Origin of the sequence: Clostridium sp. UBA5988 (assembly GCF_002435615.1) — a bacterium.
GTDB lineage: Bacteria > Bacillota > Clostridia > Clostridiales > Clostridiaceae > Clostridium_J > Clostridium_J sulfidigenes.
Map to the genome: position 1 here is coordinate 58,187 of NZ_DJBA01000012.1, position 15,584 is coordinate 73,770.

The 15,584-nt window shown below is 29.4% G+C and carries 15 protein-coding genes; all 15 read left to right on the forward strand.

What is annotated here, in order from left to right:
* Nucleotides 1-478: 478 nt before the first annotated feature.
* The 15 genes from B3J31_RS01825 (at nt 479) to B3J31_RS01895 (ending at nt 15,561) form a co-directional block, all read left to right on the forward strand.
* Entirely contained in the window at nt 479-2,041 is a 1,563-nt protein-coding gene (locus tag B3J31_RS01825; RefSeq protein WP_414632862.1) for a ClC family H(+)/Cl(-) exchange transporter, read from the forward strand.
* 91 nt (nt 2,042-2,132) lie between these two features.
* Entirely contained in the window at nt 2,133-2,390 is a 258-nt protein-coding gene (locus tag B3J31_RS01830; protein WP_346867323.1) for a YlmC/YmxH family sporulation protein, read from the forward strand.
* A gap of 85 nt (nt 2,391-2,475) precedes the next feature.
* Entirely contained in the window at nt 2,476-2,931 is a 456-nt protein-coding gene (gene nrdR / locus B3J31_RS01835) for a transcriptional regulator NrdR (protein WP_150844773.1), read from the forward strand.
* A gap of 1 nt (nt 2,932) precedes the next feature.
* A complete protein-coding gene (pgeF, locus tag B3J31_RS01840) occupies nt 2,933-3,667 on the forward strand; it encodes a peptidoglycan editing factor PgeF (RefSeq protein ID WP_150844774.1) in 735 nt (244 codons plus the stop codon).
* Complete coding sequence (locus B3J31_RS01845; protein WP_346867344.1) at nt 3,667-4,377, forward strand: response regulator transcription factor; 711 nt, start codon at nt 3,667-3,669, stop codon at nt 4,375-4,377. Before pgeF ends, B3J31_RS01845 begins: the two co-directional genes overlap by 1 nt.
* Nucleotides 4,367-6,100, forward strand: a complete 1,734-nt coding sequence (locus tag B3J31_RS01850) for a HAMP domain-containing sensor histidine kinase (RefSeq protein ID WP_346867324.1) — start codon at nt 4,367-4,369, stop codon at nt 6,098-6,100. Before B3J31_RS01845 ends, B3J31_RS01850 begins: the two co-directional genes overlap by 11 nt.
* 199 nt (nt 6,101-6,299) lie before the next feature.
* Nucleotides 6,300-7,169 (forward strand): phosphate ABC transporter substrate-binding protein, encoded by an 870-nt coding sequence (locus B3J31_RS01855; RefSeq protein ID WP_346867325.1) that lies wholly within the window; start codon nt 6,300-6,302, stop codon nt 7,167-7,169.
* A gap of 85 nt (nt 7,170-7,254) precedes the next feature.
* Nucleotides 7,255-8,163 carry a phosphate ABC transporter permease subunit PstC gene (gene pstC / locus B3J31_RS01860; protein WP_150844778.1) on the forward strand — a complete coding sequence of 303 codons (909 nt, stop codon included), beginning with the start codon at nt 7,255-7,257 and terminating at the stop codon, nt 8,161-8,163.
* 1 nt (nt 8,164) lies between these two features.
* Entirely contained in the window at nt 8,165-8,989 is an 825-nt protein-coding gene (pstA, locus tag B3J31_RS01865) for a phosphate ABC transporter permease PstA (protein WP_035132683.1), read from the forward strand.
* 29 nt (nt 8,990-9,018) lie between these two features.
* Nucleotides 9,019-9,768: a phosphate ABC transporter ATP-binding protein PstB gene (gene pstB, locus B3J31_RS01870; RefSeq protein WP_346867326.1), complete on the forward strand. Its 750-nt coding sequence runs from the start codon at nt 9,019-9,021 to the stop codon at nt 9,766-9,768.
* Between the two features lie 60 nt (nt 9,769-9,828).
* Nucleotides 9,829-10,482, forward strand: coding sequence for a phosphate signaling complex protein PhoU (gene phoU, locus B3J31_RS01875; protein WP_346867327.1), 654 nt, complete (start codon nt 9,829-9,831; stop codon nt 10,480-10,482).
* A gap of 198 nt (nt 10,483-10,680) precedes the next feature.
* Nucleotides 10,681-12,015, forward strand: a complete 1,335-nt coding sequence (locus B3J31_RS01880; protein ID WP_346867328.1) for a DUF512 domain-containing protein — start codon at nt 10,681-10,683, stop codon at nt 12,013-12,015.
* A 1-nt stretch (nt 12,016) separates the two neighbouring features.
* On the forward strand, nt 12,017-13,336 hold the full coding sequence (gene der, locus B3J31_RS01885; RefSeq protein ID WP_035132691.1) for a ribosome biogenesis GTPase Der: 1,320 nt from the start codon (nt 12,017-12,019) through the stop codon (nt 13,334-13,336).
* A gap of 137 nt (nt 13,337-13,473) precedes the next feature.
* Nucleotides 13,474-14,475: an NAD(P)H-dependent glycerol-3-phosphate dehydrogenase gene (locus B3J31_RS01890; protein WP_346867329.1), complete on the forward strand. Its 1,002-nt coding sequence runs from the start codon at nt 13,474-13,476 to the stop codon at nt 14,473-14,475.
* A gap of 135 nt (nt 14,476-14,610) precedes the next feature.
* The gene (locus B3J31_RS01895) at nt 14,611-15,561 is read left to right on the forward strand and encodes a M15 family metallopeptidase (RefSeq protein ID WP_346867330.1); all 951 of its coding nucleotides are present in this window, start codon (nt 14,611-14,613) and stop codon (nt 15,559-15,561) included.
* The last annotated feature ends 23 nt before the right edge of the window (nt 15,562-15,584 follow it).

The window sequence follows — 15,584 nt, forward strand, 5'->3', positions numbered from 1 at the left end:
TATGCTTATTTACAGGTAGGTAGCTTATTTTAGAATTAAAACTAGTTGCAATAGTTAATATAATTGATTCATATTATATTAAAATTTATATTGCAATGAGGTTAAAATTAAAATTTATAACTCAGCAAAAAGGAGCCTAGGCTCCTTTTTGCTGAGTTATAAGATATTATAGACTTAGAGTATGTGGCTAATTTGATATGAGTCTTTGTATGAAAATAAATATTTATATCTTATACAATATATTAAATAGGTAAGCTTAAAATTATGAAAATTTCAAATTAAATAAAATTTGATTAAAAGATAGTTGTTCTGTTAAAATATTTTTAGAAGAGATATTATTTAACTCATGTGTTAAATTTCTTGAATTTATCATATCGATAAACAAAAATAGGGTTTTGTAATTTATTTCAGCAGATTTTAGTAATTCTGAAATATTGGATGAAGTTAAGTATATATTTGAAATTGAGGTGATGGAACAGTGGAAGGCGAAAGAATAAAGGAAATAATGATCCAGAGAAAAAATATGAAGTATAGATTAGTTTTTCAAGGAATTATTGTAGGCTTAGTAACAGGAGTAGTAATAGTACTTAATAGGATACTAATAAATAAATTCTCGCTACTTTTTAATAATTTTTATTCATGGGGAAATAAGGATTTATTAAAAGCAATTTTAGTTATTGGAATTTTAGCAACTGTTGGAATAATAGTAGGAATCATGGTTAAACGGGAAGGCATGATTTCAGGAAGTGGTATTCCACAAGTAAAAGGACGAGTTATAAATAAATTAAAAATGAATTGGTTTAGAATATTAATATACAAGTTTATTGGAGGATTTTTAGCTTTGTCAGCTGGACTTTCTGTTGGTAGAGAAGGTCCTTCAGTTCAAATTGGAGCTTCAATAGGTGAAGGAGTTGGAGAAAAAAGTTATAAAAATATGCCAGTTAAAAAGGAATTTTTAATAACAGCTGGAGCGTCAGCAGGTTTGTCTGCTGCGTTTAATTCACCTTTATCTGGAATAATCTTTGCATTAGAAGAAATTCATAGAAATTTTTCTCCATTAGTATTATTGACGGTTATGCCGGCGGCTATAACTGCAGATTTTGTGACAAAAAGATTTTTAGGCATCGAGCCAGCTTTAACTGTGGGTGCAATGGATGCATTGCCATTAAGTTATTATTGGATTTTAATTGTATTAGGTATTTTAACAGGAATAATGGGAGTTATATTTTCAAAAGGAATATATTTATTTCAAGATTTATATTCTAAATTTAAAAATATACCTGAAGAAGTAAAAATAATGATCCCCTTTATACTAACAGCAATTATTGGATTGACAGCACCTATGCTATTAGGTGGGGGGCATGAGCTAATATTACATTTATCATTAGAAGAAAAATCAATCTTATTTTTAATAATAGTATACATAATTAAATTTTTACTACTTTTAATTTGTTTTGGCTCTGGAGTACCAGGGGGGATATTCTTACCAATGTTATTGCTAGGAGCAATTATAGGAGCCATAGTTGGAAATATTTCAATAGATATTTTCGGAATAAACAGTGCATATATTATTAACTTTATAGCTTTAGGTATGGCAGGATATTTTGCATCTGTAGTCAAAGCTCCTATAACGGGAATTGTTCTTATAATGGAAATGACAGGTTCCTTTAATCATTTGTTGTCTTTATCAGTAGTAGTTATAATTTCATACATTACTTCAGAGTTGTTAAGAAATGAACCAATTTATGAGGTGCTATTAGAAAGATTGCTAAAAAGGGTTGGATTAACTAAAGAGGAAAGTGACAGTAAAAAGACCATATTAGAATTTTGCATTGAAATGGGAAGTATAGGTGAAGGGAAATTTATAAGTGAAGTTCATTGGCCGAAGGGCTGTCTTCTTGTGTCTATAAAAAGAGGAGAAAAAGAAATAATACCAACAGGCAATGTAAAATTAATAGGTGGAGATTATATAGTTGTTTTAGTAAATGTAGATAGACGATGTTTTATAATAGAAGAAATAAATAAACTTACTTTAGTATAAAAAAGAGAGCCTAGGCTCTTTTTTTATGTTCTATATTATTTTAAAGAGAATATAGATTAAATGATATAAAATTTAAGGAGGGAGTTTTTTTATGGAAACTTCAATGTTTGCGATAAATAGTTTAAAAACTATGGAGATAATAGATATTAACACAGGTACTAAACTTGGCTATATAAAAGATTTTAAAGTTAATTGTGAAGAATATAAATTAGAAGCAATAATACTTCCAACACAGAAATCTGGATGGTTTTCAAAAAATGAAGATATAGAATTGCCTTGGGATAGAATTAAAAAAATTGGAGTAGATGTTATTTTAGTAGATGGAGAGGGAATTGTTGAAAATAATTAGGAGAAAATAATTAATTATATACAAATAGTGAATACTTTGTGTATAATCGTAGTATAAACAGAAAAACTTAGAGGATGTGATTATAGTGAAGTGTCCTTATTGCAATGGAGAAGAAAGTAAGGTTGTAGATTCTAGAGCAACAGAAGATGATGGTGCAATTAGACGTAGAAGAGAATGTCTTAATTGCAATAAAAGATATACTACCTATGAAAAAATAGAGGATATACAAATATTTGTTATAAAAAGAAATTTAACTAGAGAGTTATTTAATAGGGATAAGATCATAAGTGGTGTTATAAGAGCCTGTGAGAAAAGACCTGTATCAAGATTAGAGATAGAAAACTTAGTAAATTCAATTGAAAAAAGACTTAATAATACCATGACTAGTGAAATAAGATCCGAGGAAATAGGAGAATTAATATTGCAGAAATTAAGGTATATGGATGAAGTTGCTTATATAAGATTTGCATCTGTATATAGAAAGTTTGATGATATTAATAGTTTTATAGAAGAGATAAAGGGTTTAAGTGGTGATAAGTAATATGAGATCCTATAACATAGAAAATAATGAATTTCTAACCTATGATTTAGGTGATATAACCATTGGATTTTCTACAGCAAAAAATAATTTAAACTTTAATAAAGCATTTGATGAAGGAAAGTCTAGTTTAAATAATTTAAAAAAGTGGTTTAAAATAAATGAAGTTATATATTTAAATCAAGTTCATGGAACTAAAGTATTTTCTTACGAAGAAAATATGGATATAGTAAACTATGATGGAGATGGTATTGTAACAAAAGAAAAACAGGTTGCTATAGGGGTATTTACAGCGGATTGTGTACCAATAATTTTAGTAGATACTAAAAATAAAGTAATAGCAGCTCTTCATAGTGGTTGGAAAGGAACTTTGAATAATATAGTCTCTAAAGGAATTAAAGTTATGAAAGAAAATTATGGGTGTGATCATAGCTATATTAAAGCTTTTATAGGACCTCATAATAAAAGCTGTTGCTATGAAGTAAGCCAGGAGCTTATAGATAATTTCAAGGATTGTGATTTATTTAAAAATCAACAGATTAATTATGGTAGAAATTTAGATTTACAAAAGTGTGTAGAGATACAGTTAATGAATGAAGGTATAAAAAATAATAATATAGTATGTTTAAATTTATGTACATACTGTAGCAAGGATAAAAAGTTATATTCATATAGAAAAGAAGAAGAATCTCATGGTAGGTTATTTTCCTTTGTATTTATCCATGAGTTTAAGGAGTGATATTTATGGAAAAAACAATATTAGTAGTTGATGATGAGGCACATATTCAGGAACTAATTAAATTTAATTTAACTAAGAATGGATTTAAGGTTATAACTGCTGATAATGGAATTGATGCATTAAAAATAGCTGAAGATGAAAAACCAGATCTAATATTTTTAGACCTTATGTTGCCGGGGATGGATGGATTAGAAGTATGTAAGTCTATTAGAAAAAACTCATCTATAGAGTCTACACCAATAATTATGATTACAGCAAAAGGTGAGGAGTTAGACAAGATTTTAGGCTTAGAATTAGGGGCAGATGATTATATAACAAAACCTTTTTCGGTGAGGGAACTAGTAGCTAGAGCTAAAGCTATATTAAGAAGAACTAGTTTTAAACAAGAAGACAATAGCTTTAAATTTGGAGATATAAGTATAGATTATCAAAAACATGAAGTATATAAAGGCAAAGAAAAAATAGAGCTTACATTAAAAGAGTTTGAACTTTTAGAAATACTGATAAAAAACAAAGGAAAAGTTATGACAAGAGATTTTCTTTTAGATAAGATATGGGGCTACGAATATGTAGGAGAAACTAGAACTGTAGATGTCCATGTGAGACATTTAAGACAAAAGATAGAAGCTAATGATAAAAATCCAATTTATATTCAAACTATTAGAGGCATAGGATATAAATTTAATTCTGGGGAAAGTTATGAAAGATAATTCACAAAGAACTATGAAAAAAAGACTAATGCTAAGTGTTTTTGCGGCATTAGTTTTTGTATTAGGATTTTTAACTACAGTATTTTATACAATAGTGACCTATGAAAGTGAAGAAAGTGCTAAAGAACAATTAAATGTTTATGCTTATTTAATAAGTGAGCAGTTACACAACATTGATCAGGCGAGTTTTTCTAACGTAGTAGATAAAATGAAAAATTTAAATATTAGAATTACTATTATAAATAGCAATGGCACTGTCCAATTTGATTCTTTGGGAAATATGGAAAAATTAATAAATTATAATAATAAAGATGAAGTTATCATGGCTAAATCTAAAGGGGAAGGTACTGCTACTAGATATAGTGATAGGGAAGAAACCTATGTTATTTACTATGCTGTAGCTATAGAAGATGGTATAGTAGTTAGAGTTTCAACCCCTGTAAAAGCAACACATAAATTAAATGATACATATATAGTATGGTATGGTAGTGCTATAATTATAATGATTTTTATATCTCTTTGGATTGCCAATAAGTTATCCTATATAATTGTTAAACCAATTAGGGATTTAGATGTTATTACTTCCATGATGACTAATGGAAATTTAAGTAGAAGAATTAAAATTACCACCAATGATGAGCTGGGTAAGTTAGCTTTGAACTTTAATCATATGGCTGATAGACTTGAAAGTAGCTTACATGAGGTAAGTGAAAAGCAAAATAGACTTTCAGCAATTCTTCAAAGTATGGAAAGTGGCGTAATTGCTATAGATAATAGTCACAATATAATAATGATAAATAACTATGCAAAGAAAATTTTTAATATTAAAGAAGATGTAGTAGGCAATCCAGTTGAAAATATATGTAAAGAAGTGAATTTAAAATTTATATTTTCTATGAGAGATAGAGATATTAAAGAATTTAAGTTAAGTGCTCCTACTATAAAATTCCTTAGGGTTAGAACCGCAGATATTATAGTTCATAATCATCAGCATATTGGAGCAGTAGCAGTAATACAAGACATTTCTGACTTGAAAAAGTTAGAAAATATGAGAACTGAATTTGTGGCTAATGTATCCCACGAACTTAAAACTCCTCTTACATCTATAAGAGGTTTTGCTGAGACTTTAAAAGAGGTTGATGATGATGAGACTAAGAAAAAATTTTTAACTATAATAAATGAAGAAGCAGAAAGACTTACAACACTTATATCAGATATATTATTGTTATCACAAATTGAGCATAAACAAGAATTTAAAAAAGAAGTATTTAATGTAAATAAAGCTATAGAGGATGTATTTTATTTAATGAAGAATACTGGTGAACAAAAGCAGGTGCATGTAAGTATAGTTGGAGATGAGATACCTAATATTCTAGGAGATAGGGATAAGTTTAAACAAATGCTTATAAATCTAGTAGATAATGCAATAAAATATAGTGAAGCCTTTGATACAGTAGTAATAACAAAGATAATTTATGATACCTACTTTAAAGTTATTGTAGAAGATAGTGGTATGGGAATTGCAAAAGAGTATATACCAAGACTTTTTGAAAGATTTTATAGGGTTGATAAAGCTAGGTCTAGGGCAAAGGGTGGTACTGGATTAGGTCTTGCTATAGTTAAACATATAATTATTGGTTTTAATGGTAGTATAGATGTAGAAAGTACTTTAGGCGTTGGTACAAAATTTATTATTACAATTCCATATCACATAGAAAAATAGAATAATTAAGATAAGATATTTATAAAAGACTAGAGAAAATTCTCTAGTCTTTTTCTTGTGAAGTTAAAAATTCTGTTTATGTTAAGTATTATTAACCTAAGTTAAGTTTTTTTAATATATGGATAATAATAGCTTAACTAAGAAAGAATATAATCAATATTGTAAGATAAATAAAAAAACAAATTGGAGGGGAATTTAAATGAAAAAGAAGTCAATAAAATTATTAATAGCAGGAATAGTTGCAACAATGACCATGGGATTATTAGTAGGTTGTGGCGGAAAGGATACTTCCAATTCAAATAATAGCGGTAATAATACTAGTGATAATAAAGCAAAAGCTATAACTATTAAAATATCAGGTTCAACTTCTGTAGGGCCATTAATGGAAAAGGAAGCAGAGAGTTATAAAGGTGAAAATCCCAATGTTACTGTAGAGGTTCAACAAATAGGATCTTCAGCAGGAATAAAAAATGCTGTAGAAGGTATTAGTGAAATAGGTATGGCTTCACGTGAGTTAAAAGATGAAGAAAAATCAGCGCTTGCTGAAACAGTAATTGCTTATGATGGAATAGCATTAGTAGTCCATCCATCAAATAAAGCAGAAAACTTAACTATGAAACAAATTAAGGACATATATACAGGAGCTATAACTAACTGGAAGGAAGTTGGAGGAGTTGATGCCCCAATAGTGGTAGTTTCAAGGGAAGATGGTTCAGGAACTAGAGATGCTTTCCAAGAAATTGTAGGATATACTTCAGAAGAATTGGAGAAAAATGCAACTATAGCAGAAGGTAATGGAAGTGTTAAAACTACAGTTTCAACAAATAAAAATGCAATAGGATATATTTCTTTTGAACAATTAGATGATTCAATTAAGGATTTAAAAATAGAGGGAAGTGAAGCAACACCTGAAAAAGTATTAAGCAAAGAGTATAAATTATCAAGACCTTTCTTAGTAGTATATAAAGAAGATAAATTAACAAAGGATGGAAAACAATTTATTGACTACATTTTAAGCGAAAAAGGTCAAGGTATTGTTGAAGAAGCTGGTGGAATAAAAGTAAAATAGATAATTTATATGCCACAATGGTTATAGACCTTTGAGAGAAAAATTATCTTAAAGGTCTATTGAATTTAAATTGGAGGTCAAATATATGTCAGTGAAATCAGTTAAGATGGAAAAACCCCACAAACTTAAGGGGATAAAATATATCATTGATGGTATATCAGAGAATGTTTTTAAAGTATGTGCTTTAATAGCAGTAATAAGTTTAATTTTAATAATAGGTTTTGTATTTTATAAGGGTTTGACACCATTTATATCTAAAGGATATTCCTTTGGAGAATTTTTACTAGGAACAGAGTGGGTACCTAGTTCAGAAAAGTATGGAATTCTTCCTATGATAATTGCTTCTATATATGGAACCCTAGGCTCTCTTGTTATAGGGGTACCCATAGGAATATTAACAGCTATTTTTATTGTTGAAATAGCACCTAAATCAGTAGCAAAGATAATGTCTCAGGGAGTGGAATTATTAGCAGGAATTCCTTCTGTATTATTTGGAGTCTTTGCCCTTGGAATAATAGTACCAGCTATTCAAAGTAAATTATCCCTTCCTAAAGGACAAAGTTTACTTGCCATTATAATAGTTCTTTCAGTGATGATGCTACCAACTATTATTTCAGTGGCAGAAACAGCTATAAGATCAGTACCAAAACAATATAAAGAGGCATCTTTAGCTTTAGGTGCATCTAAAATTGAAACTATATTTAAAGTAATTTTACCAGCAGCTAAGTCTGGAGTTTTAACAGCTATAGTACTAGGGATGGGAAGAGCAATAGGAGAAACCATGGCAGTTATCTTAGTTGCTGGGAATAGCCCCATAATACCAAATAATATAACAGATAGTGTAAGACCTCTCACTACTAATATAGCATTGGAAATGGGATATGCCTTTGGAACACATCAAGAGATGCTTTTTGCAACAGGAGTAGTTTTGTTTTCTTTCATTCTATTGTTAAACTTTGTAATAGCTAAAATATCAGAAAAGGCAGGTAATTAATATGAGAAAAATAAAAGACAATATATTAAAAACTATTTTATGGTTATCTGCAGCTATTACAGCTCTAATTATTGCTATTATAGTAGGATATATATTTAATAAAGGTTTTGGACTTGTAGATTTTAACTTTATTTTTGGAGATTATTCTCCCACAAATGGTGGTGGTATATTTCCCATGATTGTTACTACATTGTTAACGGTAATATTATCTTTATTAATATCAATTCCTATAGGGATTTGTGGAGCTATATATTTACAAGAGTATGCAAAGCAAGGAAGAGGAGTTAAATTAATTAGATTTGCAACAGAAAGTCTTGCAGGTATACCATCTATAATATATGGACTATTTGGAACAGTATTCTTTGTATCTACTCTTAAATTGCAATTTTCAATTGTATCAGGTTCTTTAACATTAGCTATTATTGTACTACCTGTAATTATAAGAACCACAGAAGAAGCTTTAAAGACAGTTCCTCAAAGTTATAAAGAAGGTGCAGTAGCTTTAGGTTCAACTAAGTTTGAAGTTTTATACAAAATAGTAGTTCCCAGTGCAATGCCAGGAATTTTATCAGGAGTAATATTATCTATTGGAAGAATTATAGGCGAATCAGCGGCAATTCTTTTAACCGCTGGTACAGTAGCTGCAATGCCACAAAACCTTATGTCTAGTGGTAGGACTCTTACTGTACATGCTTATCTAGTTACTAAGGAAGCCGGAAATATAGAGCTAGCATCTGCAATTGGAGTTATACTAATATTTATAATTTTAGCTTTAAGCCTGATAGCTAAGGGAATCACCAAAACAATAAATAAAGAAAAATTTTAATCATTAGAATGTAACTAGGAGGAAATATAATGTCAATAATATCTGTAAAAGATCTTAATTTACACTATGGAACAAATCATGCTCTTAAAAATATAAATATAGAAATAGATAAGAATAGTGTTACAGCTTTAATAGGTCCATCGGGGTGTGGAAAGTCTACTTTTCTTAGAACTTTAAATAGAATGAATGATTTAATTGATGATGTAAAAATAGAAGGGAAAGTTTTTTTTGAAGATAACAATATCTACAAAGAGCTAAATGAAATAGAATTAAGAAAAAGAATAGGAATGGTATTTCAAAAACCAAATCCATTTCCAATGTCTATCTATGATAATATTGCCTATGGACCTAGAATTCATGGAATAAAGGATAAAAAGAAGTTAGATGAAATTGTAGAGAAATCTCTTCAAGGAGCAGCTCTTTGGAAAGAGGTAAAGGATAGGCTTAAAAAAAGTGCTATAGGATTATCGGGAGGTCAACAACAAAGACTTTGTATTGCTAGGACTATAGCTGTTGAACCTGAGGTCATACTAATGGATGAACCTACTTCTGCATTGGATCCAATATCAACTTCTAAGATAGAGGAACTTATGGACGTACTTAAAGAAAAATACACTATAGTCATAGTAACTCATAATATGCAACAAGCAGGACGTATATCAGATAAAACAGCATTCTTCTTAAATGGAGAAATTGTGGAGTATGGAAAGACAGAAGAGATGTTTCATGTGCCAAAGGATAAGAGAACTGAAGATTATATCACAGGAAGATTTGGTTAATAATAGAATGAAATTAGGTAGTTATCAATAATTAAAATTTATAAAGTGTAGGTGAAGAAGATGACAAGAAATAGTTTTGATCTTAAGTTACAACAACTTCATGAAGATTTAATGGCCATGGGTGAGGCTGTAGCCAAACAAATAGAAGATAGCATTGATGCATTAAAAAAACAGGATGAAATCTTAGCAGAAAAAGTAATTCAAAAGGATGATGTAATAGATGACTATGAAGAAGATATAGAAGATAAGTGTATAAAACTAATGGCTACAGAGCAGCCCTTAGCCAGTGATTTAAGAAGGATATTTATCACTACAAAGATCATAACTGATTTAGAGAGAATGGGAGACCATGCTGTAGACATAGCTAAGATTTCAAAAAAACTTATAGGAGAAACTTATATTAAGGAACTTATAGATATACCTAATATGGCTAAAATTGTAGAAAAAATGATTAAAGACTCTTTAGAGGTATATATAACTACAGATATAAGTAGAGCTCATGAAGTAAGTAAAATGGATGATCAGGTAGATAGATTATTTAAGAGTATATTTGATGAATTACTTGTAATAATGAGAAATGATCAAACTACTATAAATCAAGCTAGTCAATTTTTATTTATATGCAAGTTTTTGGAACGCATGGCAGACCATGCTACCAATATTTGTGAATGGACTATATATTTAGAGAGCGGAGAAAAACTAAAATTAAATTAATTTAAATCCACCTTCAAATTACAAGTTGGCTATGTGTAGTCAGCTTTTTTATTTTACTTAGAAATTAAATTATATTTTTGTTGAAAAATAGAAAGCTTTGAGGTAATCTTAATGAGGTGCATTGACTAGGGAATATAATTAAGATAATATAACATAATAGTGGTATAATCATGCTATAGGAATGAAGGAGATACAAATATGAAAAATGAAATAAGTAAGGTTATTCCAAATTCTATTGCAGAAGAAGTAGATATTAAGGTTGGAGATAGACTTTTAAGGATAAATGAAAATGATGTTAAAGATATAATAGATTATAAATTTCTTATTACTGATGAAGTCCTTCTTTTAGAAGTGGAGAAGATAGATGGAGAGATTTGGGAAATTGAAATTGAGAAGGATTATGATGAAGATTTAGGGATAGTATTTAGAGAAGGAATTATTGATAAACCTATGACATGTCATAATGATTGTATTTTTTGTTTTATAGATCAATTACCTAAAGGAATGAGAGAAACTTTATATTTTAAGGATGATGATTCTAGACTATCCTTTTTACAAGGAAACTTTTTAACTTTAACTAATATGAAAGAAGAGGATATAGAACGAATAATAAAATACAAGATAAGTCCTATAAATGTATCTGTACATACTACAAATCCAGAACTTAGAGTTAGAATGCTCAACAATAGATTTGCGGGTAAAATATATGATATACTTAAGAGGTTATCAGCAGCAGGAATAAAGATGAACACTCAAATTGTTTGCTGCCCAGGAATTAATGATGGAGAAGAATTAGTTAACACTATAGAAGATTTATATAGACTTTATCCTAATGTTAATAGTGTAGCAGTAGTACCCTTAGGGATAACTAAGCATAGAGAAGGATTAAAAAAGCTAAATTTATTTACACAAGAAACTTCTTTAAAACAAATCAATTTAGTTAAAGAGCTACAAAAAAAGTACTATGAAGAAAGTGGAACGCCCTTTGTTAGATTGTCAGACGAATTTTATATAGTATCAGGGGAACCATTGCCAGACTCTGAGCATTACCAAGGATTTGAGCAAATTGAAGATGGTGTAGGAATGGTAACTCTATTAAAGGATACCATAGATACTACACTTCCAGATTTAAAGAAAGATGGAGTGGGATCTTTTACCTTTGTAACAGGGGCTTTAGTTTATCCTGAAATAGTACATATAAAAGATAAAATTCAAAGGTTAAATAATAATATAAATATTACCGTAGAGAAGATACCAAATAAGTTTTTTGGAGAGACTATTACAGTAACAGGGCTTTTAACAGGAATAGACATAATAAACACACTTAAAGAAAGAGAAGTTGGAGACTATATAATAATACCCGATAATGTCCTTAGAAAAGGATATGAACTTTCTAATTCAGATGAAGCCATACTGTTAGATGATTATACTGTGGAAGATTTGTCTAGAGAACTAAATAGAAAAGTTATTATTTGTGATTTCACAGGAGATGATTTAATAACTATAATAAATGAACATTTAAGGGAGGATTAATATGGGAAAACCAGTAGTTGCTATTGTTGGAAGACCAAATGTAGGTAAGTCTACACTTTTTAATAAATTAGCAGGAAAGAGAATAGCTATAGTAGAAGATACACCAGGAGTTACAAGAGATAGAATTTATGCAGAGGCTGAATGGCTAAGACATAACTTTACAATTATTGATACTGGTGGAATTGAGCCAGAAAATGAAGACATTATAATGGTTCAAATGAGAAGGCAAGCAAATATTGCTATTGAAACAGCAGATGTAATTGTATTTATAGTAGATGGTAAAGCCGGTCTTCATCCATCAGATTATGAAGTGGCACAAATGCTTAGAAAATCAGGAAAACCAATAACATTAGTAGTAAATAAAATTGATAGAAGAGAATTAGAAGATAATGCTTATGAATTTTATAACTTAGGTATAGGTAATCCAGTAACTATTTCAGCGACTCAAGCATTAGGTCTTGGAGATATGCTTGATGAAGTTGTAGCTCATTTTGATGAGTTAGGAAGTAGCGAAGAGGATGAAGAATACATAAAAATTGCCATGGTGGGTAAGCCTAATGTTGGAAAATCTTCACTTATAAATAAGTTACTAGGTGAAAATAGAAATATAGTAAGTAATATTCCAGGCACCACAAGAGATGCTATTGATAGTAAATTAGAAACTGATGAGGGTAAATTTATATTAATAGATACTGCAGGATTAAGAAGAAAAAGTAAAATTAAAGAAGAGATAGAAAGATATAGCGTTATAAGAACTCTTACAGCCATAGAGAGAGCAGATGTGTGTATATTGATTCTTGATGCTACAGAAGAGTTAAGTGATCAAGATGAAAAGATTATAGGATATGCCCATGAACTTAATAAGGCAATAGTTGTAATAGTTAACAAATGGGATTTAATTGAAAAAGATGATAAGACTATGAATGATTATAAAGCTAGAATCGGTAGAGGATTATCTTTTATGCCATATGCTAATTATCTATTTATATCTGCCTTAACAGGTCAAAGGGTAAACAAAGTTTTAAATGTAGCTAAAGAGTGCTATAATAATTATACTAAGAGGATAGCTACAGGGGTATTAAATGATGTGGTAAGTAAAGCTGTACTTATGAATGAACCTCCAGTAGTTGCATTAAGAAGACTAAAAATTTATTATGTAACCCAAGTGGATATAAAACCACCTACATTTATATTTTTTGTAAATGATCCAGCCTTACTACACTTCTCTTATGAGAGATATTTAGAGAATAAGCTAAGGGAAAGTTTTGATTTTAAAGGTACTGGAATAAAAACTATATTCAGGAAGAGAAAAGAAGATTAATAAAGTTTTATATCTTTTATTACAAATGGATTTTTAGTAAATAATAGTAAATAAGAAGGAATTAATAGAGACAATGAGAATAAATAATATAATATTTATTCTCATTGTTTTATATAATTTAAGAAAGTAGGGATAAGGTGAATAAGATTTCTTTTATAGGAGGAGGAAGTTTCGGTACAGCTTTAGCTGTATTACTTTCTAAGAAAGGGGCAGAATGTTCTGTATGGTGCCATAGTGAAAGTACAGTTAATGATATTAATATAAAAAGAGAAAATACAAAATATCTTAAGGGAATTGCCATACCAGAAAAAGTTACTGCCTATGGTGAGCTTGAAGAAACTATAGTAAATAGTAATATAATAGTTCTTGCAGTACCTTCAAAGGCTATTAGAGAGATTTCAAAAAAAGTAGAGCCTTTTCTTAAGGGTGATGAAATAATTGTAACTGTGGCTAAGGGCATAGAAAATCATACATTAAAAAGAATGTCAGAAATAATTGAAGATGAAATAAAAGGTCATCCTATAGTAGTACTATCAGGTCCTAGTCATGCCGAAGAAGTAGCAAGGGATATACCTACTACTGTAACTGTATCATCAAAGGATATGAAAGCTGCAAAAAAAATCCAGGATGTATTTAGCAATAATACCTTTAGAGTTTATACAAATAATGATCTTATTGGAGTTGAAATAGGAGGAGCTTTTAAAAATATCATTGCCCTTGCTGCTGGGATTTCAGATGGCATTGGATATGGAGATAATACTAAAGCAGCTCTAATGACTCGAGGGATGAGTGAAATAATAAGGGTTGGAACTAAGCTCTCAGGAAAAGCTGAGACATTCTATGGGCTTACAGGAATGGGTGATTTAATAGTTACTTGCACTAGTATGCATAGTAGAAACAGAAGAGCAGGAATATTAATTGGAAGTGGAAAGACAATGGAAGAAGCCATAAAAGAGATAGGTATGGTTGTAGAAGGAATTGAGGCTGTTAAAGCCTTTCATGAATTAAAATCTAAAACTGATGTAGATATGCCAATAACTACTGCATTGTATGAAGTTCTTTTTAAAGGCAAGAATGCTAAAGAATGTGTTACAAAATTAATGGGAAGAAAATATAAGGATGAAAACAATGAATTGTAAACATTTATTTAATTAAAATATTTTATTTTGATAATATCTTAATATTTGATATAATGATATAAGGTTAGATAGATGAGAATTAATTTTATTTTCAATGAAAAATTGAAGATAAAGGTAGGAGGCTAACAAAAACGTATGTTGAATAATAAAAAATATACAAAGAAAAAAAATTCATTTTATAAAAGAAAAGATATTTTCTATAAAAAGAAATCAGGTTTTAATAATGGAACTACAATAATTATTGGGTTATTATTTTTAGTGGGTATAATGATTGGACTTGTGTTAAAGGAAGATTCAAAAGTCCTTGATACGGCTAATATATTCAACAATGATTATGAGAATAAAACTTCTAAATATAGTCAAGGGAAAACAACGCCTTCTAGGGGGAATAGTATTAATGAACATGAATATAGCAATTTAGAAGAAGTACCTGATTTAAGTGACACTACAGTTAGCTCTACCTTAACAAAAGATGAGATAAAAGAAATAAAAGATATTATTAATAGTGATACAACGGGATTATATACATTGGTAAACAAAGAAAATTTACTTTCTAAGGAGTATATGCCAGGTAATTTAGTTATTCCTAATATCAACTTAGTATCTGAAAGAAGTAATGAAAAAAACCTAGTTAGTGCCACTATGGTTGAAGATTTAGAGCAGATGTTTTATGATGCTCAAGAAGAGGGTATTAATTTATTTTTAAGTAATGGATTTAGAGGATATGATTCTCAGACATATATCTACAATGAGGATATTCAAAATAAAGACAGTGAACATAGTGAATATGTAGCAAAACCTGGTGAAAGTGAACATCAACTTGGATTAGCTATTGATATTACTAGCAGAGATATGGCCTTTGATTTAAATCAATCCTTTGAGAATACCAAAGAGGGTGCTTGGGTTCTAGAAAATGCTTATAAGTATGGCTTTATTTTAAGGTATACTAAGACTAAAGAAGATATAACGGGATATAAATATGAGCCATGGCATTATAGATATGTTGGAAATAAAACCATTAGTATACTTTGTCACAATAAAGATTTAACATTAGAAGAATTACTTAGTTATGCTAAAAGTGAATAATCTAATTTAAATACCTATCAACT

Bases quoted from the DNA above. Each gene is read 5' to 3' on its own strand.
- phoU (WP_346867327.1), top strand. From the start codon at position 9,829: ATGACAAGAAATAGTTTTGATCTTAAGTTACAACAACTTCATGAAGAT.
- B3J31_RS01850 (WP_346867324.1), top strand. From the start codon at position 4,367: ATGAAAGATAATTCACAAAGAACTATGAAAAAAAGACTAATGCTAAGT.
- B3J31_RS01830 (WP_346867323.1), top strand. From the start codon at position 2,133: ATGGAAACTTCAATGTTTGCGATAAATAGTTTAAAAACTATGGAGATA.
- pgeF (WP_150844774.1), top strand. From the start codon at position 2,933: ATGAGATCCTATAACATAGAAAATAATGAATTTCTAACCTATGATTTA.
- B3J31_RS01880 (WP_346867328.1), top strand. From the start codon at position 10,681: ATGAAAAATGAAATAAGTAAGGTTATTCCAAATTCTATTGCAGAAGAA.
- B3J31_RS01855 (WP_346867325.1), top strand. From the start codon at position 6,300: ATGAAAAAGAAGTCAATAAAATTATTAATAGCAGGAATAGTTGCAACA.
- B3J31_RS01895 (WP_346867330.1), top strand. From the start codon at position 14,611: ATGTTGAATAATAAAAAATATACAAAGAAAAAAAATTCATTTTATAAA.
- der (WP_035132691.1), top strand. From the start codon at position 12,017: ATGGGAAAACCAGTAGTTGCTATTGTTGGAAGACCAAATGTAGGTAAG.
- pstA (WP_035132683.1), top strand. From the start codon at position 8,165: ATGAGAAAAATAAAAGACAATATATTAAAAACTATTTTATGGTTATCT.
- pstC (WP_150844778.1), top strand. From the start codon at position 7,255: ATGTCAGTGAAATCAGTTAAGATGGAAAAACCCCACAAACTTAAGGGG.
- pstB (WP_346867326.1), top strand. From the start codon at position 9,019: ATGTCAATAATATCTGTAAAAGATCTTAATTTACACTATGGAACAAAT.